Origin of the sequence: Massilia sp. CFBP9026, from assembly GCF_034045165.1 — a bacterium.
Classification (GTDB): Bacteria; Pseudomonadota; Gammaproteobacteria; order Burkholderiales; family Burkholderiaceae_D; genus Telluria; species Telluria arenae.
The window spans coordinates 74,669-96,315 of sequence record NZ_JAXCWH010000001.1; the positions used below are offsets into that span (position 1 = coordinate 74,669).

General features: G+C 65.7%; 14 protein-coding genes. 7 read left to right on the plus strand and 7 right to left on the minus strand.

Annotated features, from left to right (window positions below; genetic code table 11):
• Positions 1-10: 10 nt before the first annotated feature.
• The 3 genes from SOM28_RS00375 to SOM28_RS00385 are packed head-to-tail and all read right to left on the minus strand — an operon-like array spanning position 11 to position 3,745.
• Positions 11-1,162: an endo-1,4-beta-xylanase gene (locus tag SOM28_RS00375; RefSeq protein ID WP_147934877.1), complete on the minus strand. Its 1,152-nt coding sequence runs from the start codon at positions 1,160-1,162 to the stop codon at positions 11-13.
• Between the two features lie 44 nt (positions 1,163-1,206).
• A complete protein-coding gene (locus tag SOM28_RS00380; RefSeq protein ID WP_320466815.1) occupies positions 1,207-2,226 on the minus strand; it encodes a glycoside hydrolase family 43 protein in 1,020 nt (339 codons plus the stop codon).
• Positions 2,227-2,257: 31 nt separating this feature from the next.
• The gene (locus SOM28_RS00385) at positions 2,258-3,745 is read right to left on the minus strand and encodes an MFS transporter (RefSeq protein ID WP_320466816.1); all 1,488 of its coding nucleotides are present in this window, start codon (positions 3,743-3,745) and stop codon (positions 2,258-2,260) included.
• 288 nt (positions 3,746-4,033) lie between these two features.
• On the opposite strand from SOM28_RS00385, the gene SOM28_RS00390 reads away from it, so the two are divergent.
• Both SOM28_RS00390 and SOM28_RS00395 read left to right on the plus strand, forming a co-directional pair.
• On the plus strand, positions 4,034-5,131 hold the full coding sequence (locus SOM28_RS00390; protein WP_123068007.1) for a LacI family DNA-binding transcriptional regulator: 1,098 nt from the start codon (positions 4,034-4,036) through the stop codon (positions 5,129-5,131).
• Positions 5,132-5,226: 95 nt separating this feature from the next.
• Positions 5,227-6,504, plus strand: a complete 1,278-nt coding sequence (locus tag SOM28_RS00395; protein WP_320466817.1) for an SGNH/GDSL hydrolase family protein — start codon at positions 5,227-5,229, stop codon at positions 6,502-6,504.
• Here the strand turns inward: SOM28_RS00395 and SOM28_RS00400 are convergent.
• From SOM28_RS00400 to SOM28_RS00415, 4 genes are read right to left on the minus strand one after another with little or no spacing between them, the layout of a single operon-like run.
• A complete protein-coding gene (locus SOM28_RS00400; protein WP_320466818.1) occupies positions 6,486-8,114 on the minus strand; it encodes a glycoside hydrolase family 43 protein in 1,629 nt (542 codons plus the stop codon). The genes SOM28_RS00395 and SOM28_RS00400 overlap by 19 nt on opposite strands.
• Positions 8,111-9,418 (minus strand): MFS transporter, encoded by a 1,308-nt coding sequence (locus tag SOM28_RS00405; protein ID WP_147934883.1) that lies wholly within the window; start codon positions 9,416-9,418, stop codon positions 8,111-8,113. The genes SOM28_RS00400 and SOM28_RS00405 overlap by 4 nt, the downstream gene beginning before the upstream one ends.
• A 10-nt stretch (positions 9,419-9,428) precedes the next feature.
• Positions 9,429-10,799: an enolase C-terminal domain-like protein gene (locus SOM28_RS00410; protein WP_123068011.1), complete on the minus strand. Its 1,371-nt coding sequence runs from the start codon at positions 10,797-10,799 to the stop codon at positions 9,429-9,431.
• 43 nt (positions 10,800-10,842) lie between these two features.
• Positions 10,843-13,026, minus strand: coding sequence for an alpha-glucuronidase family glycosyl hydrolase (locus SOM28_RS00415; protein WP_320466819.1), 2,184 nt, complete (start codon positions 13,024-13,026; stop codon positions 10,843-10,845).
• Positions 13,027-13,608: 582 nt separating this feature from the next.
• On the opposite strand from SOM28_RS00415, the gene SOM28_RS00420 reads away from it, so the two are divergent.
• The 5 genes from SOM28_RS00420 to SOM28_RS00440 all read left to right on the plus strand — a co-directional run bounded on the left by SOM28_RS00420 (position 13,609) and on the right by SOM28_RS00440 (position 21,571).
• A complete protein-coding gene (locus tag SOM28_RS00420; protein WP_320466820.1) occupies positions 13,609-16,692 on the plus strand; it encodes a TonB-dependent receptor in 3,084 nt (1,027 codons plus the stop codon).
• 187 nt (positions 16,693-16,879) lie between these two features.
• Positions 16,880-18,064 carry a fumarylacetoacetate hydrolase family protein gene (locus SOM28_RS00425; protein ID WP_320466821.1) on the plus strand — a complete coding sequence of 395 codons (1,185 nt, stop codon included), beginning with the start codon at positions 16,880-16,882 and terminating at the stop codon, positions 18,062-18,064.
• A gap of 25 nt (positions 18,065-18,089) precedes the next feature.
• Positions 18,090-18,893, plus strand: coding sequence for a D-xylose 1-dehydrogenase (gene xylB, locus SOM28_RS00430; RefSeq protein ID WP_320466822.1), 804 nt, complete (start codon positions 18,090-18,092; stop codon positions 18,891-18,893).
• A complete protein-coding gene (locus SOM28_RS00435; RefSeq protein WP_320466823.1) occupies positions 18,890-19,768 on the plus strand; it encodes an SMP-30/gluconolactonase/LRE family protein in 879 nt (292 codons plus the stop codon). Before xylB ends, SOM28_RS00435 begins: the two co-directional genes overlap by 4 nt.
• 12 nt (positions 19,769-19,780) lie before the next feature.
• Positions 19,781-21,571 carry an IlvD/Edd family dehydratase gene (locus SOM28_RS00440; RefSeq protein WP_320466824.1) on the plus strand — a complete coding sequence of 597 codons (1,791 nt, stop codon included), beginning with the start codon at positions 19,781-19,783 and terminating at the stop codon, positions 21,569-21,571.
• Positions 21,572-21,647 lie beyond the last annotated feature (76 nt).

The window sequence follows — 21,647 nt, forward strand, 5'->3', positions numbered from 1 at the left end:
TGTCGAAGAATCAGGCTTTACGCATCGGCATCGCGCGCAGCGAAGCGGCGATCGCCTCGCGCATCGGCTTGGCGCGCAACTGGCTGTCGTACGGCGTCGGACGCTGCGCCAGACCGTCCGGACGCTTCGCGTCGGCCCAGACCTGCAGCCAGTTCACGTGGTCGGCCATGCCCCACAGCAGGAAATCGCGGCAGGTCGGATAGCTCAGGGTCACGTCGAGGTAGTCGCGCGCCAGCGCCGCGGTGGCCGCGTCGCGCTTGGCGAAATCGGCCGGGAAGGCCTTGTCGTTAACGTCGAACTCGGTGATCAGCAGATCCAGGCCCATGCCGGTGACCTCGTCCAGGAACTTGCGCCATTCGCGCAATACCGCCGCGTTGGCGGGGCCGGACATCATGTCGCCCGCGCTGACATGGCTTTGCAGGCCCAGCGCGTGGATCGGGGCGCCGCGTTTCTTGAGTTCGGCCAGCAGTTTCAGTACGCCGGCGCGGTGCTTGGCGTCGTCGCCCAGGCCGGGGCCCATGAAGTCGTTGTACACCAGCTGCGCCTTCGGCGCGTGCTCGTGGGCCTGGCGGAAGGCGAACTCGATCTGCTCGACGGCGCCCATGCGCTTGGTGAACACGTTCTGGATCAGGCTGCCGTCTTTCGGCGACACCGCCTCGTTGACGACGTCGTGGCTGATCACGTCCTTCAAGTGCGTGCAGACGGTCTTGGCGTGCTCACGCAGGATAGCTTCGGCGTGGGCGACCGGCTTGGATTTCAGGTCCAGCGCGTTCACCCAGGCGGGCAGCCACTTCGGATCCTGCCAGATCAGGGCATGGCCGCGGATCGCCATGCCTTCCTTGCGCGCCCAGGCGAACATCTCGTCGGCCGGTCCCCATTGGTAGGGGCCCGGTTTCGGTTGCAAGGCCTGCCACTTGGTCTCGTTCTCGGCGACGATCATATTGCACTCGCGCGCCATCAGCGCGCGGTAGGCCGGGTCGCGGAAACTCTTGCGGGTGTCCTGGTCTTCCAGCAAGCCGATGGCATTACCGAAGCGCATGCCTTTGGCCTTGGCCAGGTCTTTCAGGGCGGGACCGGCGTCTTGCGCGGCCAGTACGTGGGGGGCGAGCATGGCGCCGGCCGCCGTGCCAAGCAGTTTCAGCGTATCGCGTCGAGATGTCATCGGGTGGTGTCTCCTTTAATTTATTGTGGGTGTTATCGCAGGTCTTAGTCCTGGCGATACGGCGAGATGGTGACGATCTTGCCGTCGGCGTCGTAATGCAGCTCGGTCACCTTCACCGAGCGCAGGTGGGTGACGCCGCCGGACAGGCTGCTGTCGTGATAGAAGAGATACGAGCGGCCCTCGAACTCGCAGATCGAGTGGTGCGTGGTCCAGCCGATCACCGGGGTCATGATCTGGCCCTGGTAGGTGAACGGGCCGTAGGGGTTGTCGCCGGTCGCATAGCACAGCAGGTGGGTGTCGCCGGTCGAGTACGAGAAGTAGTATTTGCCGTCGTGCTTGTGCAGCCATGGCGCCTCGAAGAAGCGGCGATCGTGGTCGCCGGCCAGGAGTTCGTTGCCGTCGGCGTCGAGGATGCGCACCGCGCGCGGTGCTTCGCTCAGCTCGAGCATGTCGCCGCGCAGGCGCGCCACGCGCGGCTGCAGCGCCGTCTCGTGCGCCGCCGGTTCTTCATGGTCGGGGCTATAGAGGTTGTCGCGGTACTTCTGCAACTGGCCGCCCCAGATGCCGCCGAAATAGAGATAGAACTCGCCATCGTCGTCGCCGAACACGGCCGGGTCGATCGAATAGCTGCCGGCGATCGGCTGCGGTTGCGCCGTGAACGGGCCGGTGGGCATGTCGCTGACCGCGACGCCGACCTGGAAAATCCCGTCCGGGCGCTTGGCCGGGAAATACAGGTAGTACTTGTCGTCCTTGCGCGCGCAGTCGGGCGCCCACATCTGGCGCGCCGCCCACGGCACGTCGCGCACGTGCAGGGCCACGCCATGGTCGACCGCTTCGGCCCCCGGGTGGTCCATCGAGACCACGTGATAATCCTCCATCGCGAAATGGGCGCCGTCGTCGTTGAAGGGCACGCCGGCCTCGATGTCGTGCGAAGGATAGATATAGATGCGGCCGTCGAACACGTGGGCGGACGGATCGGCGATGTAGATGTGCTCGAGCAGGGGCTGGGAGATGGCGCGCTCTTTCAGTGCTTGCACGCGGTCTTTGTCGATATTTTCAGGCATGGGTATCGTCTGGTTCGGGTTCAATTAACAATCATTGCTGGGCGGCGAGTGCGCGGCGTTCGCCGAGTTCGCGCTCGATCTGCAGCTCGGTGTTCTTGCGGATGTCGTACGCCGCCAGGCAGCACACGGCCAGCAGGAAGGGAATGGCGGCGTACACGCTGACCGACAGGCGCACGCCATCGGCGACCTGGCCCGACTGGACGGCCAGGGCGGCATCGTAGCCGTAGGCCGACAGCAGGGCGGCCACCAGCGCGCCGCCGATGGAGAGGCCCGCCTTGAGGCCGAAGATCATGGCCGAGAACAGCAGGGCGGTGGCGCGGCGGTTGTTCTTCCATTCCGAGTAGTCGGCGACGTCGGCGATCATCGCCCACAGCAGCGGGATCGTGATGCCGTAGAAGAAGCCGTACAGGATCTGGGCGCCGAACACCAGGCCGATCGAGCTTGGCCCGATCCAGTAGTAGCTCAGGCGGAACACGGCCGCCAGCAGCAGGGCGGCGCCGAACACGTCGCGCTTGCCGAAGCGGTCGGCCAGCGGCTTGGAGAAACCGATCCCGACGATCATCAGGATGATGCCGACCGCATTGAACAAGCTGAAGCCCGAGGTGGCGGCGTCTTCCGGCCAGTGGAACTGCGTCAGGCCCATGCCGGTGAGCAGCGAGTTCAGGCCGTCGATGAAGGCCAGGAAGCCGACGTCGCTCAAGAAGGCCGCCAGCGCCGCCTCTTCCAGGAAGTTACGGAAGTAGAAGATGTACATGCCGCCCTTGAGCGACAGCGTGATGAACACCAGGATGGTCAACACGAGCATCACCACCCAGGGGCGGTTGCGCATCAGGTCGGCCACGTCCTGCTTGATGCTCGAGCGCTGGCTCTGGGTGGGGACGATGCGTTCGCGGGTGGTGAAGAAGGTGATCAGGAAGCAGATGGTGCCGGCCACCGCGAAGAACATCATCACGGTCTGGAAGCCGGCCACCTTGTCGCCGCCGCCCAGGATCAGCACCAGCGGCAGCAGCAGCACCTGGATCACCAGTTGCGCGATCAGCACCGCGACGAAGCGGTACGACGACAGGCTGTTGCGGTCGGCCATGCTGCCGGTGAGTACGCCGCTCAGGGCCGAGTAGGGCAGGTTGTTGGCCGAGTACACCAGCATCAGCAGGATATAGGTCAGCATCGCGTAGATGTACTTGCCGCGCTCGCCCAGGTCGGGCGTGCTGAAGGCCAGGATCGCCACCAGGCCGAACGGCACCGAGGTCCACAGGATCCAGGGGCGGAACTTGCCCCAGCGGGTCGAGGTGCGGTCGGCGATGATGCCCATCAGCGGGTTGAAACAGGCGCCGACCAGGCCGCCGATGAAGATGATGCTGGCGGCGGCGTTCGGTGAGATCTGATAGACGTCGGTGTAGAAGAAAGCGAGGAAGGTGAGCAGGGTCTGGAAGATCAGGTTGGCGGCCAGGTCGCCCAGTGCATAGCCGATTTTTTCAGTTGTCTCCAGCGTCGGCTGCGCTTTAATAATTGTAGTCATTGTCTTGCCAATCTATGTGTTGAAAAGCAATTGCGGCCCTCAACCGTCAGCCACGCGGCAAGCGCGTAGATGAAGATCGGGCCACGCATGTACCACGCCAACCGTAAAAAAGTTAGCGCAATCATTGTTTTCGATTGTGGATGAGATGCTAACGCCCGTCAACCGCTTTATTGCCTGGCCGCATACCAGATATAACCACGGGATTGACCGGTAAATACGGCGCTGCGTGTTAGAATATGAGCATTAAAGTTCGCGCAAACATCGCATCGTTTTCCAGAGGTCGTCGGCATGTCTACTTCCAATATCGGACTCGTCAATCCAGCGGAGCCCAAGCGCGGTCCGAATATGGCCGACGTGGCCAAGCTCGCCGGGGTCTCGCCGATGACGGTCTCGCGCGTCATGAACGGCAAGTCGACGGTGCGCGCGAGCACCCGCAAGAAGGTGACCGCCGCCGCCGCGGCCCTGAACTACGCGCCGAACCCCGAGGCGCGCCTGCTGGCCGGGTCGAGGCCGATCCGCATCGGCTTTTTGTACAGCATGCCCAGCGTGCGCAGCGGCGCCTACCTCACCGAGGTCTTGCTGGGATTGCTGAACAAGGTCAGCCTGAACAACGTCCAGCTGCTGGTCGAGAAGTGCGCGGACGGCGAGCAGATCGCCCTCCACACCCAGCGCCTGATCGATAACCAGATGGACGGCATCATCCTGCCGCCGCCGCTGGTCGACAATGCCGAGATCGTGGCGCGCATCGTCGACGCCGGCATTCCGCTGGTCCTGATCGCCTGCGGCCAGCCCGATGCGCGGGCCGGCGCGATTGGCATCGACGACCGCCAGGCCGCCTTCGAGATGACGCGCCACCTGATCGAGCTGGGCCACCAGCGCATCGGCTTCATCAGCGGCCATCCCTACCAGTCGGCCAGCGCGGCGCGGCTGGAAGGCTACCAGGCCGCCATCAAGGAGTTCGGGGCCGACCCCGCAGCCGAACTGGTGACGCAGGGGATGTTCAACTACCGCTCCGGGCTCGACGCCTCCGAGATCCTGCTGGCGCTGGCCGACCGCCCAACGGCGATTTTCGCCAGCAACGACGACATGGCCGCCGCCACGGTCGCGGTGGCGCATCGCCTGGGGCTCGACGTACCGGGCGATATCACCGTGGTCGGCTTCGACGATACCGCGCTGTCGACCACGATCTGGCCGGCGCTGACCACCGTGCGCCAGCCGACCATGGACATGGCCGAGGCGGCGATCGAATGCATCGTCCAGCGCGTGACAAACGAGCGCACCGGCTTGCCGGCCGGTCCCGAGCACATCAGGACCGAGTTCACGCTGGTGCGGCGCCAGTCCGACGCAGCGCCGCGGATTCGGCCGCCAGTGCGCATCTTCGCCTGAAAGTTTCGTTTTACGTCCGGTTTGGTTGCGCTATCATTGGCGTTACAGATTTGGTAGTCCTGCCTCCCGCAGGCCAGCCATCACCGGAGACCATCTTGAATACTTTACGTCGAGGCCGCCTGGCCATCGCCGTCCTGGCCGCGTTCGGCCTGGGCGCCTGCACACTGCCACCGTCTGCCAACGATAGCGGCGCCCGTCACTGGGTCGCCAGCTGGGGCACGTCCCAGATGCCGTACGGCCAGGCCGAAGCCATGCCGGCCGAGTTGTGGAAGGACGGTACCGTGCGCCAGGTGGTGCGCCTGTCGCTGGGGGGCAGCCAGGTCCGGGTCCGGATCAGCAATGCCTACGGCAGCGAGATGCTGGTCGTGAACGAGGCCAGCATCGCGCGCGCGGTGAAGCCGGGCTCCTCCGAGGTGGTGGCGGGATCGCTCCAGAGCCTGCGCTTCAACGGCAGCACCTCGGTGCGCATACCGGCGGGCGCCGAATACGTCAGCGATCCGGTCGACCCGGCGGCGGCGAGCGGTCTCGATATCGCGGTCACCATGCACCTGGCGAATGCGGCGGGGCAGCAGACCGGCCACGCCGGCGCGCGCACCACGACGTACCTGGCCCCGGGCCGCCAGACCATGGCCGCGAGTCTCCCGGATGCGAAGACCGTCACCCGCTGGCACCAGCTGGCCGACATCGAAGTGAGCGCGGCGCCGCCCGCGCGGGCCGTGGTCGTGATCGGCGATTCGATCACCGACGGCTACGGCGCCACCACGGACGCCAACAACCGCTGGACCGATCACCTGGTGCAGCGCATCGCCCAGGACGGCAAGCGGCAGCTCGCCGTGATCAATGCCGGCATCGGCGGCGGCCGCCTGTTGCGCGAGGGCCTGGGCCCGAGCCTTATCACACGCTTCGAACGCGACGTCCTGGCCAGGAATGGCGTGAGCCACGCGATCGTCTTCATCGGCGTCAACGACATCGGCGTGCTGCGCCGCTCGAAGGAAGACACGCCGCAGGCGATCGAGGCGATGCTGGAGGACTTGAAGCAAGCCCATTTGCAGATGATCGCGCGCGCCCATGCGAAAGGGATCTGCGTGATCGGCGCGACCATCACGCCGTTCATGGGCAGCGGCTACTACGCGCCGGCGCAGCACAACGAGGCGCTGCGCCAGGCGGTCAATGACTGGGTGAGGAGCGAGAAGGCCTTCGATGGCGTGTTCGATTTCGACGCGGTGCTGCGCGATCCATCACGGCCGTCCTACCTGGCCAAGGCCCACGACAGCGGCGACGGCCTGCATCCGTCGCATGCGGGGTATGCCGCGCTGGCAGCGGCGGTGCCGCTGCAGCAGTTCGACAACTGCGCCTACAGCCGGCTGAGGTAGGGCCGCTCGCGGTACTCGAAATAATCGAAGTCGGCATGCAGCGCGGTGCCCGCCATGTCCTGGCAGGCCATGCCGACGAAGGCGCCCGTGAAATTGGGCTGGCCGGGCGCGCTGGCCTCGTCCGACAGGATGCTGGCGTCGAGCTGCTGCGGTAGCCATTGCCAGGGACCGTCGCCAACGCGATAAGCGAACACCAGGCGCTCCTCGTCTACCTCCACCCGCAGCTCGACCGGCACGCCCTCGGGGAGGGCGATCGGCGCGGTAAACGCATCCGCCTGCAGGTGGTTGGGCAGGCTGCTCATCACGCGCAGGTGCTTGCCTAACTCGTCGTCGCGCGTGATGTACAGGTAGTGGAACTTGGCGGCGCCGTAGTAGCAGGCCAGGCCCGCCTGCTGCTGGAAGTGTTCCGGCTCGAACTCGACAGCTGTCGACGCGCTGAAGCAGTGCGCCTGCTGGCGGCGCGCCACCAGCGCCTGGCGGAAGGTGCTGCCCAGGCTCTCGCGGCCGAACAGGCGCAGGTGGCCGGGGCGTTCCGTGAGGCTGAACAGCTCTTCCGGATACGGCGTGCGCAGCCACTGGAAATCGAGCGGCAAATCCGCCCCGTCGAATTCGGCGCGCGCGGGCTCAGGCTCGAAGGGATGCGCGGGTAAGTCGGGCGCCTCCGCCTCCAGCTGCGGCATGCCTTCTCCATCGAGCGTGCGCAGCCAGCCGTCCTCTCCCCACACCACTTCCTGGATCGCGGTCTCGCGTCCCAAGGTGCAGGTGCCGCGGTTGCGCAGCGGCCGGCCGCACAGGTAGACCATATACGTGCGCCCATCCGGCGTGTCGACCAGGTCGGCGTGACCTGCGCGCTGCAGCGCTGCGTCGGGCCGCGAGCGCGTGGTGAGGACGTTCACGTCCGGGTGCAGCTCGTACGGTCCGAGCAGCTCGCGCGAGCGCGCCATGGTCACGCCATGGTTCCAGCCGGTGCCGCCTTCGGCGGTGAGCAGGTAGTAATAACCGTCGCGGCGGTACAGGTGCGGCGCTTCGGTCAATCCGTGTTCGGTCCCGGCGAAGATGTTGGTACGGCTGCCGACCAGGCGCCGCTCCTCGACCGAATACTCCTGCAACACGATGCCGGCGAAGCGCTTGCCGCCCGGGCGGTGATCCCACAGCTGGTTCAGGAAGTACTTGCGTCCGTCGTCGTCATGGAACAGCGACGGATCGAAGCCGCTGCTGTTCATGTGGACCGGATCGGACCACGGCCCGTCGATGCTCGGGCTGGTAACGAGGTAGTTGTGGAAATCGCGCAGCGAGGCGCTGCCGCCGGCGCCGCCGGTCGAGGTGCGGCCATAGCGCTTGACGTCGGTGTAGATTAGCCAGAACAGGCCGTCGGCATAGGTCAGGCACGGCGCCCACACGCCGCAGGAATCTGGCGCGCCGCGCATGTCGAGCTGGCTGGCGCGATTGAGCGGCCGGCCGGCCAGGCGCCAGTTGACCAGGTCGCGCGAGTGATGGATCTGCACCCCCGGATACCATTCGAAGGTGGAGGTGGCGATGTAGTAGTCGTCGCCGACCCGCACGATGGACGGGTCGGGATTGAATCCGCGCAGGATCGGGTTGTGGATCATGTTTTTTGTATCGATAGAGGTTGCGCCGGCTCAGGTACAGGCTCACGCACCAGGGTCCACAGCAGCACCGCCGCGATCAGGTCGAGCACCGCCAGGCTGACGAAGAAGGGCGTGTAGCCGACGCTGGCCAGCAGGGTGCCGATCAGCAGCGAGAAGATGAGCAGGCCCAGGTTGCCGAAGGTGCCGCACATGCCGGCCACGGTGGCCACCTCGTTGCGCCGGAACAGGTCGGACGACATGGTGATGACGGTGACCGACAGCGTCTGGTGGGCAAAGCCCGCAAGGCTGAGCAGGGCGATGGCGGCATAGGCATTGTCGACGTAGCCGACGAAGGCCACGCCCATCATCATGATGGCGCCGAGGGTGAACGCGCCGCGCCGGGCATTGATCAGGCGTACCCCGCGCTTTTGCAGGGCCAGCACGACCACCGGACCGAACATGCAGCCCAGGTCGGCCGCCAGGAAGGGCAGCCAGGCGAACATGGCGATGTCCTTCAGCTCGAAGCCGCGCACCGTGGTCAGGTACAGCGGCACCCAGAACGCCAGCGTGCCCCAGGCCGGATCGGCCAGGAAGCGCGGCAGGGCGATGCCCCAGAAATTGCGTTTTTTAAGGATGCTGACGATGGAGGGCTTGCTGCCGTCGCCGGCGAGGTGATCTTCCTGCCCGGCGGCGATGTACTCGGCCTCGTCTTTCGACAGGCGGCGATGGCGCTTCGGCGCGTCGTACAGCAGCAGCCAGGCGCATACCCACACCAGGCCCAGGGCGCCGGTGATCACGAAGGCCGATTGCCAGTTGTAGTGCAGGATGGCCCACACCACCAGCGGCGGGGCCAGCATCGAGCCGAACGAGGCGCCGATATTGAACACGCCGCCCGCCAGGCCGCGCTCCTTGGCCGGGAACCACTCAGAGACCGCCTTCATCCCGGCTGGGTTGGCCGACCCTTCGGCGAGGCCGAGCAGGCCGCGCAGGATGGCCAGGGTCTGCCAGTTGGTCGCCATGCCGTGCGCCATGCAGATCAGCGACCAGGCGGTGGCGAAGATCGCGAAGCCATATTTGAGCCCGATCACGTCCAGCACGTAGCCGCACAGCGGCTGCAGCATGATCGCGCCCTGGAATGCCGCGGTGATGTACGCGTATTCCTGGGTCGTGATATTCAGCTCGGTCAGGAGGGTGGGAGCGGCCACCGCCAGCGAGCTGCGGGTCAGGTAGTTGACCACCGCGCCCAGCATGATCAGGCTGATCATCCACCAGCGCAGGCCGCGGACGGTGCCGCCGCGGACCCGGCCCAGGACTGCCGCAATCATTGGGCCGCCTTCATGGCTTCACCATGCTGGGGCGCTTCGGATCGTAGCTGAAGTCGGGCACCAGGTAGCGCATCGCCATCGCATCGTCGCGCGCGCCGCCGGCCACCTTCTTGTAGAGTTCATGCGCCTCATTGATGCGCGCCATGTCCGGCTCGATGCCCAGGCCCGGACGCTCCGGCACCGCCACCTGGCCACCGACGATCTGCAGCGGTTCGGTGGTCAGGCGTTCGCGGCCTTCCTGCCAGATCCAGTGGGTGTCGATCGCCGTGATCGTGCCCGGCGCCGCCGCCGCGCAATGGGTGAACATCGCCAGCGACACGTCGAAGTGGTTGTTCGAGTGCGAGCCCCAGGTCAGGCCCCAGTCGTGGCACAGCTGCGCCAGGCGCACCGAACCCTGCATGGTCCAGAAGTGCGGATCGGCCAGCGGGATGTCCACCGCGCCCAGCAGGTGCGAATGGGCCATCTGGCGCCAGTCGGTGGCGACCATATTGGTGGCAGTGCGAATACCGGTGGCGCGCTTGAATTCGGCCATGATCTCGCGTCCCGAATAGCCCGCTTCGGGGCCGCACGGGTCTTCGGCATAGGCCAGCAGGTGGCCCTGGCCGCGGCAGGCGTCGATCGCCTCGCGCAGCGACCAGGCGCCGTTCGGGTCGAGCGTCACGCCGGCGTCGGGGAAGCGGCGCTTGATCGCGGCGACGGCTTCCATCTCTTCCTCCGCGCGCATCACGCCGCCCTTGAGCTTGAAGTCCTTGAAGCCATATTGTTCGACCGCCGCCGCGGCCATGTCGCCGATCGATTCGGCGGTGAGCGCTTCCTGGTTGCGGGCCCGGTACCAGCCGTCGCGGCCGGCATCGTCGTCGTAGCCAAGGTCGGTGCGGCCACGGTCGCCGATATAGAACAGATAGGCCAGCATCGGTACGTGGCTGCGCTGCTGGCCGTCGCCCAGCAGTTCGCACAGCGGTACGCCCATGAACTGGCCCAGCAGGTCGAGCAGGGCCGCCTCGACGGCCGTTACTACGTTCTCGAGGCGCAGGTTGATCTCGTGCGGCTGCTTCATCACCGCCGCTTCGGCGCTGGACGTGACCTGATGGCTGACGCCCGAGATGGCGGCGCGCAGGCGGTTCAGGGTGCGGCGGTGGTGGCCGATCTCGGTGCCTTGTACCAGCGGCACCAGCTTTTGCAGGGCCAGCAGGATGCCGTTCGAGCCGGGCACCTCGCCCATGCCGGTGCGGCCGGCGCTGTCTTTCAACAGCACCAGGATGCGGGTGAAGTAGGGCGCGTGGGCGCCGCACAGGTTGAGCAGCATGCTGTCGCGGCCAGCGACCGGGATCACCTGCATCAGGGCGATGGTCGGGGTGGCGGCGCGTTGAATCGGGTTCATCTATGCATCTCCAGAAGTCATTCAGGCAAACGGGGCGAGTCGCTCAAATCCCCGGGGCATATGGGAAGCGGATCGACTTGTAGTGTTCGAGCGACTGCGCGGGCTTGCGCACGCCGGCCGGCAACGGCAACCCGGACACGTCCTGGAAATAGGCGATGCTCGCGTCGCGCCACCATTGCGCTTCGACGTGCTGCTGGGCCAGGCGCTGGGCGGTATCCGCGAAGCGCTGGGCGTCGACGAAAGGCTTCATGCGCTGCCACTCGGCCTGCATCGCGGCGGCTTCGGCCACGCCGTGGTCGTAGCGGGTCACCAGCTCTTCCCACAGGGTGCGGCCGGACGCCATCCGGTAATCCCAAGGCAGGCGGTGGAACCAGAGCAGCAGCTCCGGCGGCGTCGTTTTCGGGTCGGCGAAGCGGCGCGCCACCTCCGGCGAATACTGGGCCACGGCATTGCTGCCCTTGGCGGTGCGGTCGAAGCCGATGCCGTCGCGGCCCGCGCGGTGGTAATAGATCGGATTCCAGTCGGCGCGTTCCAGGTTGTCGACCCAGGGCGCCGGACCATGGTGGTGGCTGCTGCCCATCACGTGGTTCAGGCCGAGCGGCGTCATGTAGTCGACCACGGCTTCGCGCGAACGCATCATCATGTTCACGACGGGGTCCAGCAGGCGCGCATCCGGGCTGAAGGTCTGGGCCGCCCATTCGCGTGCGATGACGCGGCTGTCCAGGCCCTGGTCCCAGGCCATGCGGCCATACATATACCAGTTGGACTGGTCGAAGATCGAACCGCTCCAGCTGCGGCTGCTGCCGATATTGGCCACGCCCGCGATGCCGCCAACGCGGCCCTGCTTGCCCTGGATGGTGTCGGCCACGGTCAATTTGCGCCCGCCGATGCGGGTGTCGAATTCCAGGGTCTCCTGGAACATGGGGCCGAGATAGGCCAGGTGGGTGGCGAAGCCCAGGTATTCCTTGGTGATCTGGAATTCCATGATCAGCGGCGTCTTCGGCATCGCGCCGAACATCGGGTGGGCCGGCTCACGTGGCTGGAAGTCGATCGCGCCATTCTTCACCTGCACCAGCACGTTGTCGTCGAACTTGCCGTCCAGCGGGATGAACTGGTCATAGCCCTCGACCGCGCGGTCGTGCGCCTTGCCGGCCTTCGACTCCTCGGGCGAGGCGTACACGAAGGCGCGCCACATCACGATGCCCTTGTGCGGGGCCACGGCGCGCGCCAACATATTGGCGCCGTCGGCGTGGTTGCGGCGGTAGTCCTGCGGGCCTGGCTGGCCTTCCGAATTGGCCTTGACCAGGAAGCCGCCGAAATCGGGAATGGTGCGGTAGATCTCGTCGGCCTTGTTCTTCCACCAGGCGGCGACCTCCGGGTCGAGCGGATCGGCCGTCTTGGTTTGCTTCATCTCGAGCGGGGTCGACCAGCGCACCGACAGGTAGACCCGGATGCCATACGGACGCAGCACGTCGGCGATGGCCGCGGCCTTGGCGATGAAGGGCGCGCCGAGCACCTCGGCCTTGGAGTTCACGTTGTTCAACACGGTGCCGTTGATGCCCAGCGAGGCATTAGCGCGCGCATAGTCGGTATAGCGCGGATCGATGATGTTCGGGAGTTCCCACCAGTTCCAGATCGACTCGCCGGCATAGCCGCGCTCGACGCTGCGATCGAGGTTGTCCCAGTGGTTCAGCACGCGCAGGGGCAGGGTGGGGCTGGAGGCCAGCGCGATCCTGTCGGCGCCTTTGCCCGATGGGAGCTGCAGCTCGCGCAGCCAGGCGAAGCTGCCATACAGCAGGCCGGCATCGGTATTGGCCGCGACCAGGGTGACGGCAGCGCCGTTCAGCTTCGCGCGCCGCACCAGATAGCCTTCGTCGCCAAGCTTTTTCAATTCATCGCGTACGGCGGACGCGGTATCCAGGCCGGCCGGCAGGTCGGCGCCGCGCGCCAGCACGATGGTATCGAGGCGCGCCTTGTCGACGATGCCAGGCGCCTTGCCCAGCATTCCCAGCAGGGCGCGTTGCAGCTCGGCGCGCGCGGCACCCTTGGTGGGGCTGTCGGCGCCGAGCACCAGGATCGAATCGGGAACGTGTGCGCGCTGGGCGGCGGGGAGGGGCTGATAGCGCAACCACAGCTGGTAACCATCCTCTGCGGCGGCATGGGTCGGGATGCACAGCAGCATGCCGAAAAGAAACGCGGCCCAGAGCCGCCCGAAGAGTCGATGCATGAGGTTGTCTCCATGTTTTTTGATCCGGAATGTTTGTTTTGTATCATCCGGCTGCGGGAATGTTAGCGCGAACCTTTTCGATTTGAAAGCGTTTTGTTGCGCAAATCATGGCAAGTGGCCTGCCCGACGGTGGTTCGGCAAGCGTCTCGTCAGGAGCGCTTGGTATGCATAACATTCGCGCTTTAGCGACGTTCGGAATATTTTGTTGACAATCATTATTTTTGACCAGTAGACTGGGATGGTTGCGATAACATTCGTGTTAATAGAGATGTTCGTAACATGTGCTTGAAGTAAAAAAATAACGAGGAGATAAGCATGCAACAACGAGACGTCACCGCACGTCCGGCCATGCCATCTGGCGGCCGCACCCTTCACCCATCCATTCCAGGCGCGTGGTCGGCTTCGCCCACCCCGCGCCGAGCGCATCCAGCGGGTTCGAACACCGTGACCTGCCGCTAGAGCGCGCCGGGAAGAACGCCCTGTTTGCCGCATCGGGCAGTCTTACCCACTCACCAGACAACCGTTGAAGGTTGCTTACTCAGCAGTAATTAGAAGTAGAAAAAAACCATCAGGAGACATTGAATGACTCGTAATTCTCAGCAGCAGGGTGCAGCGCGCCGGCGCCAATGGGCGCTTGGCCTGACCGTCATGGCGGGCCTGGTTCACCAGGCATATGCGCAGGACGCCACCGCCACCACCGCCCCCGACGCCAACGCGCAGGCCAACGTGAACGTCGTGAAAGTGACCGGCTACCGCGGCAGTCTGCTGGCGTCCGCCCGCGACAAGAAGGAAGCGGTCGGCTTCCAGGACACCATCAGTTCGGAAGACATGGGTAAATTCCCGGACAAGAACATCGCGGAATCGCTCAGCCGCATTCCAGGTGTCCAGATTTCGCGCGACGTGACGGGCGAGGGCATGAACGTCCAGATCCGCGGCCTGGGATCGAGCTTCACCAAGGTCCTGCTGAACAATGCGCAGATCGCCGTGGCGTCGTCCGGACCGATCGACGGCGCCAGCACCAACCGCGAGATCGACCTCGACCTGCTGCCGACCGAACTGTTCACCAAGCTGACCGTCAGCAAGAGCCCGAATGCCTCGCAGCTCGAGGGCGGCGCCGCCGGCGTCGTCAACCTGCGCAGCGCGCGTCCCTTCGACAAGGAAGGCACCTACGTCGTCTACAGCGCGACCGCACAGAAGCAGGAAATCGCCAACGACGTCGGCGCACGCGGCTCGCTGCTGGCCAGCAAGACCTGGGGCGACAAGTTCGGTATCCTCGGCGGCGTGTACTTCAACCGCCAGAAAGCACGCACCACCGGCTACGAGACGGTCGGCCTGACCAATGCCAACCTGTCGGCTGCGCAGAACGGCCTGCCGTCGCGTAACAACACCGGCGGCGGCAACTGGACGATCCCCGGCACCGTGCCGGTCGGCGCGGGCGCAGGCCTCGTCCCCGGCACCCCGATCAACCAGGGTTTCCTGGAGGCCAACAACCCGGGTACGAGCATCACCGCGATCGACAACGCGCTGGTGCCTCGCCTCGGCCGCTACATGGAGTACTACGGCGACCGCGACAAGGCTGCCGCCATCATCAGCGCCGAATACCGTCCTACCGAGAACCTGCATTTCTACGTCGACACGCTATACAGCGAAAAAGACGACGACATGCAGCGCATCGGCTACACCTGGGCAATGCGCAACGAGTTCGCCATCCCGCTCAACATGACCGTGGACCGCCCAGACTGCAACGCCGGCTGCACGGCGACGGGCGGCACCTTTGCCAACGCGCGCTCCTTCATTGAATACGGACCGCGCCGCGACAAGACCACGCTCAAGGGCATCAATCCGGGGATGACGTGGCAGATCGCCCCGACCCTGAAGCTCGAGGCGCAGGCCAACGCGACGAAGTCGGACTTCACCCACGAAGCGCCGACGGTCATGCCCATCACGCCGGCCGGCAGCGGCCTCGTGGCGACCTACGACGCCACCAACGGCGGCGTGCCGAGCATCACCTTCAACAAGGACCTGAATGATCCTTCGCAATACGTATGGGCAGGTGGCCGCGTCAATATCCAGAACGAGCTGCGCGAAACCAGCACCAAGGGCTTCCATACCGACCTGACCTGGGGCGACAACAAGCTGAACCTGAAGCTCGGCTACGCCTATGACGACATCGATCGCCGCATCCGCGGCCAGGACAACTCGGCCGCCTGGCAGGCCGCGGTGTGCGGCAACAATCCAAGCGTGTTCCTGCAAGGTCCTAACGGCGCTCCGGCCTGCGACGGCGCCAACACGCCTGGCGCGAGCGCAGCCGCGCTTTATCCTGGCTTCGGCACCGGCTACACCGCGGGACGCACGGACCAGCTGGTCTACCAGGGCTCGCTGATCCCGGCCGACAAGCTGGCAAGCTACCTGGTGCCTGGCGAATACGGCCGCCTGGTCGTCGACTGGGACCGTTTCAGGAAGGATTCGAACTACGACTACTACAACTCGACGGCGCCGGATTCGACCAGTTCGTCGACCGGGGCGAGCGCGGGTTATATGCGCGAGAAGAGCTCGGGCTTCTATACCGAGATCAATGGCTCGACCTTGCTCGCCAATATGCCGTTCCGGTATAACGCCGGCGTGCGGTATGTGCGCACCAAGCAGGAAGTCGGCTCGCTCAATTCGTTCGCCGACCCACGCAACGCATCGCTCACGGCCAACGGTTCCAAGTATCCGAACGCGACCGAGTGGCAGTATGTGAATAACACCTACAACAACACGCTGCCATCCGGCACCGCCGCCCTGACGGTCGCCAACAATGTCATCGTGCGCGCCGCGGCATCGAAGAGCATGACCCGCGCCAATCCGAACTCGCTGCGTCCTGGCATCAACTTCAGCTCGGTGTCGGCCGACGTCGGCACGATCGGCAGCCCCGAGCTGATGCCCTACATCTCGAAGAACCTAGACTTCGGCGTCGACTGGTACACCGGCGGCGAAGGCTATGTGAGCCTGACCGTGTTCCAGAAGAAGCTCAAGGGCTTCACCGTGATCGAGAACCGGTCGTTGCCGTTCAGCGCGCTGGAGCAGTATGGCGTCACCTATGCCAACCTGATTCCGAACCAGCAGGCGGCGATCGATGCGCGCGGCGGTCCGGGCGCGGCGACCGTGGTGATGAGCCAGGAGCGCAATGCCGGCGGCATCCTGCGGATCCGCGGCCTGGAAATCGGCTGGGTCCAGCCGCTCGACAGGTTCTTGCCGATCAAGGGCTTCGGCTTCAGCGAAACCGCGACCCTGATCAACCAGTCGGCCAGCGGCGAAGGCACGAACGGCTTCGTGGCGCTGAACGTGCCACGCAAGAGCAACAACTTCGGCGTCTACTACGAGAACCACGGCTTCATGGCCCGTTTCTCGCACACCTACCGCGAAGGCAGCCAGGCGGCCAACGGCGGCCAGAACGGTATCGCGGCAGCTGCCCTGTATGGCCGTGCCTACAAGCAGGCCGACTTCTCGTCGAGCGTCGATCTGGAGCAGGTGTTCGATCGTGAGAACTGGCCGACCATCACCTTCGATGTCGTCAACATCAACAAGGCCAAGCGCGACTCCTACTTCCAGTTCGAGAACGCCCAGTTCGGCTTTTATGACCCGGGCCGTACCTTCCAGCTGGGCCTGCGCGGCAAGTTCTGATACTGCCTTGGCCTGACTCCCCGCCCGCACTCGCCGTACACCGGTGAGTGCGGGGCAGGGACGCAAGGCGTCAAAACCGATGTTGGCCAATGATTGCGTTAACATTAATGTTAGAATCATGTCCGCCGATGCTCCGTCACATACCGATACTGCCGCCCCGAGGGGCGGCATCATCAATAGAGGAATCATGACTACACTCCAAGCCAATCCGCTTCCCGATGACCTCGACCGCGCGCTGCTGGTCGGCCGGGTCTGGCGCACCGGCGCCAACGAAGGTCCAGCCGTGGTCGCCGTGCGCGGCGGCCGCCTGGTCGACATCACCCGCCATGCGCCGACCGTGGCCGACCTGTTCGAACGCTCCGACCTGCTGGCCATCGCGGGCAGCGCCGAGGGCGAAGACCTGGGCGAAGTGCGCGCGCTGATGGACGCCGCGCTGCGCGGCGAAGCCGGCGCCAACGGCATCCGCCTGCTGGCGCCATGCGACCTGCAGGCGATCAAGGCCGCGGGCGTGACTTTCGCCGTCAGCCTGCTGGAACGCGTGATCGAAGAGCAGGCCAAGGGCGACCCGTCGCGCGCCGAGGCACTGCGCGAGCAGCTGCAGGCGACGATCGGCACCGACCTGTCGGACATCGTCCCGGGTTCCGAGGCCTCGGCGCGCCTGAAGACCGAGCTGTCGGCGCGCGGCCTGTGGTCGCAGTACATGGAAGTGGGCATCGGCCCGGATGCCGAAGTCTTTACCAAGTCGCAGCCGATGTCGTCGGTCGGCCACGGCGCCGACATCGGTCTGCATCCGACCTCGCACTGGAACAATCCGGAACCCGAGATCGTGCTGGCGGTGAACAGCCGCGCCGAGATCGTCGGCGCCACCCTGGGCAACGACGTCAACCTGCGCGACATCGAAGGCCGCAGCGCCCTGTTGCTGGGCAAGGCCAAGGACAATAATGGCTCCTGCTCCATCGGCCCCTTCGTCCGCCTGTTCGACGCCACGTACACGCTCGACACCCTGCGCGAATGCGAGGTGAACATGCTGATCGAAGGCGTGGACGACGGCTTCATCCTGGAAGGCAGCAGCCGCATGCGCGAGATCAGCCGCGACCCGCTCGACCTGGTGGCCCAGACCTGCGGCGCGCACCACCAGTACCCGGACGGCTTCATGCTGTTCCTCGGCACGATGTTCTCGCCGATCAAGGACCGCGATGCCGAAGGCGGCGGCTTCACCCACCACCTGGGCGACAAGGTCGGCATCTCGACCCCATCGCTCGGCACCCTGGTCAACACCGTGCAACGCAGCGACGCGATCACGCCCTGGACCTTCGGCGTGCGCGCGCTGTACGCCAACCTGGCGCAGCGCGGCCTGCTGGTCCAGAAATAAAACAGCTCTCAAATACGAAAACCCCATGTCTGACATCAACCAACCAGCCTTTGAATACGCAAGTTATCCGGACCTGAACGGCAAGCGCGTCGTCATCACCGGCGGCGGCAGCGGCATCGGCGCCGAGCTGGTCACCGCCTTCGTCGGCCAGGGCGCCCGGGTCTGGTTCCTCGACATCGCCGAGGGCGCAGGACAAGCCCTGGCCGAGTCGCTGACCAAATCGGTGGTCAACCCGACCCACGCGCCAAGCTTCATCCACTGCGACCTGACCGACCTCGATGCGCTCAAGCGCACCTTCGACGGCATCGTGCAGGAAGCCGGCGCCGTCGACATCCTGCTCAATAACGCGGCCAACGACGACCGTCACCGCATCGGCGAGGTCACCCCGGCCTACTGGGAAAGCCGGATGAACGTCAACCTGCGCCACCAGTTCTTCTGTTCCCAGGCCGTGATTCCCGGCATGCGCGAGCAGGGCCATGGCGTGATCCAGAATTTCGGCTCGATCTCGTGGCACCTGCCGCACACCGAGCTGGCCCTGTACATGACGGCCAAGGCCGGCGTCGAGGGCATGACGCGCGCCATGGCGCGCGAGCTCGGACCGCACGGCATCCGCGCGGTGGCGGTGATTCCCGGCGCGGTGCGCACCCCGCGCCAGGAAGCGCTGTGGCATACGCCGCACGAGGAAGCGCGCATCCTGAACGGCCAGTGCCTGCAGGAGCGCGTGGAAATGCATGATGTGGCGGCGCTGTCGCTGTTCCTGGCCTCGAACAATGCGCGCCGCTGCAGCGGCCGCGAATACTTCGTCGACGCGGGCTGGTACGGCGCATGAACAGCGCGCCGCACTGCCTGTGGGAGGTGGAGGCCACGCTTGGCGAAGGCGCGCTGTGGCATGGTGCGGCCGGCCAGGTGTGGTTCGTGGACATCAAGGGCCGGCGCCTGCATTGCTACGACACCCGGGACGGCGCAAAGCGCAGCTGGGACGCGCCGGGGCAGGTGAGCTTCGTGGTGCCGGTCGCGGGCGGCGGTTTCGTCTGCTCACTGGAGGATGGCCTGTACCGCTTCCATGAAACCACCGGCGAATTCTCGTCCTTGCTGAAGGTCGAGGCCGACCAGCCGGGCAACCGCTTCAACGACGGTCACGTCGACGCCGCGGGACGCCTGTGGTTCGGTTCGATGGACGATGCCGAAGACCAGGCCACCGGCGCCCTGTACCGTTACGACGGCCGCGCGGTAAGCCGCGTGGACGACGGCTACGTGATCACCAACGGCCCGGCCGTCAGCCCCGACGGCCGCACGCTGTACCACACCGATACGCTGGCCAAGCGCGTCTATGCCTTCGACCTGGGCCAGGACGGCCTGGTCGCGCGCAAGCGCCTGTTCACCGAGCTGGCCGATGGCGGTTATCCGGACGGGATGGCGGTGGACGCCGAAGGCTGCCTGTGGGTGGCCACCTTCGGCGGCTGGCGCATCGACCGTTTCGACCCGCAGGGACGCAAGCTGGGCGAAGTGCGCTTCCCATGTGCGAACATCACCAAGCTGGCCTTCGGCGGCGACGACCTGCGCACCGTGTATGCTACGACGGCGCGCAAGGGCCTGTCCGCCGCCCAGCTCGAGGCGCAGCCGCTCGCGGGCGGGCTGTTCACCTTCCGCGCCGATGTGCCGGGACTGCCGCAGCATGCGCTGCGGCTGCAGGATCAACCATAGAATAATTGACTCATGAGCAACAACGTCAACAATAACGCCAAGCGTCGCTACCGCTCCCAGGACTGGTTCGACAATCCCGAGCGCATCGACATGACCGCGCTCTACCTCGAGCGCTTCATGAACTACGGGATCACGCCCGAGGAACTGCGCTGCGGCAAGCCGATCATCGGCATCGCCCAGAGCGGCAGCGACATCACGCCGTGCAACCGCATCCACCTGGAGACCGTCAAGCGGGTGCGCGACGGCATCCGCGACGCCGGCGGCATCCCGATGGAATTCCCGCTGCATCCGATCTTCGAGAACTGCCGCCGCCCGACCGCGGCGCTGGACCGCAACCTGGCCTATCTCGGTCTGGTCGAGATCCTGCACGGCTATCCGATCGACGCCGTGGTGCTCACCACCGGCTGCGACAAGACCGTGCCGGCCCAGCTGATGGCTGCGGCCACGGTCGACATTCCCGCCATCGTGCTGTCGGGCGGCCCGATGCTCGACGGTTGGTTCGAGGGTGAGCTGGTTGGCTCCGGCGCCGCGATCTGGAAGGCGCGCCGCCAGCTGGCGGCCGGCGCCATCGACGAGAAGAAGTTCGTCGACATCGCTACCGCCTCGGCCCCGTCGGCCGGTCACTGCAACACCATGGGCACCGCCTCGACGATGAATGCCGTGGCCGAGGTCCTGGGCATGTCGCTCACCGGCTGCTCGGCGATTCCCGCGCCTTACCGCGAGCGGGGGCAAATGGCCTACGAGACCGGCCGCCGCATCGTCGAACTGGCGAAGGACGACGTGCGTCCGTCGCAGATCCTGACCCGTGACGCCTTTTTGGATGCGATCGTGGTCAACGCCGCGATCGGCGGCTCGAGCAACGCCCAGCCGCACATCGTGGCCATGGCGCGCCATGCGGGCGTGGAGATCACGCCCGAGGACTGGATGGAATACGGCTACGACGTGCCGCTGCTGCTGAACATGCAGCCGGCCGGTAAATACCTGGGCGAGCGTTTCCACCGCGCCGGCGGCGTGCCGGCCGTGATGTGGGAGCTGGAGCAGGCGGGCAAGCTGCGCTCGCAACGCCTCACCGTCACCGGCAAGACCATCGCCGAGAACATCTACGATCGCGAGACCGACGACCGCGAGATGATCAAGCCATTCGCCGAGCCGCTGAAAGATACCGCAGGCTTCCTGGTCCTGAAGGGCAATCTGTTCGACTTCGCGATCATGAAGACCAGCGTGATCTCGCCGGCCTTCCGCGCGCGTTATCTCGCCAATCCGGGGCACGAAAACTGCTTCGAGTGCAAGGTGGTCGTGTTCGACGGTTCGGACGACTATCACCATCGCATTAACGATCCGAGCCTGGGTATCGACGAGTACACGATGCTGGTGATTCGCGGCGCAGGCCCGGTCGGCTGGCCCGGTTCGGCCGAGGTGGTCAATATGCAGCCGCCCGATCACCTGATCAAGCAAGGCATCAACAACCTGCCGACCCTGGGCGACGGCCGCCAGTCGGGCACCTCGGACAGCCCGTCGATCCTGAACGCCTCGCCCGAGAGCGCGGCCGGCGGCAACCTGTCGCTGCTGCGCACGGGCGACGTGGTGCGCGTGGACCTGAACCACGGCCGCTGCGACGTGCTGCTGTCGGATGAAGAAATGGACGCGCGCCGCCAGGACACGCCGCCGGCGATCCCCGCCAGCCAGACCCCGTGGCAAGAGATCTACCGCGCCTCGGTGGGCCAGCTGCACAAGGGCGCGTGCATGGAGCTGGCCTTGCCGTATCGCGGCGTGGGGCACGATATGCCGCGCCACAACCACTGATCCAGCCAGCGAACAGCCTTTAATCGTTGGCTCAAAAACGTCGTCCCCGCGCAGGCGGGGACCCAAGTACCGTGCG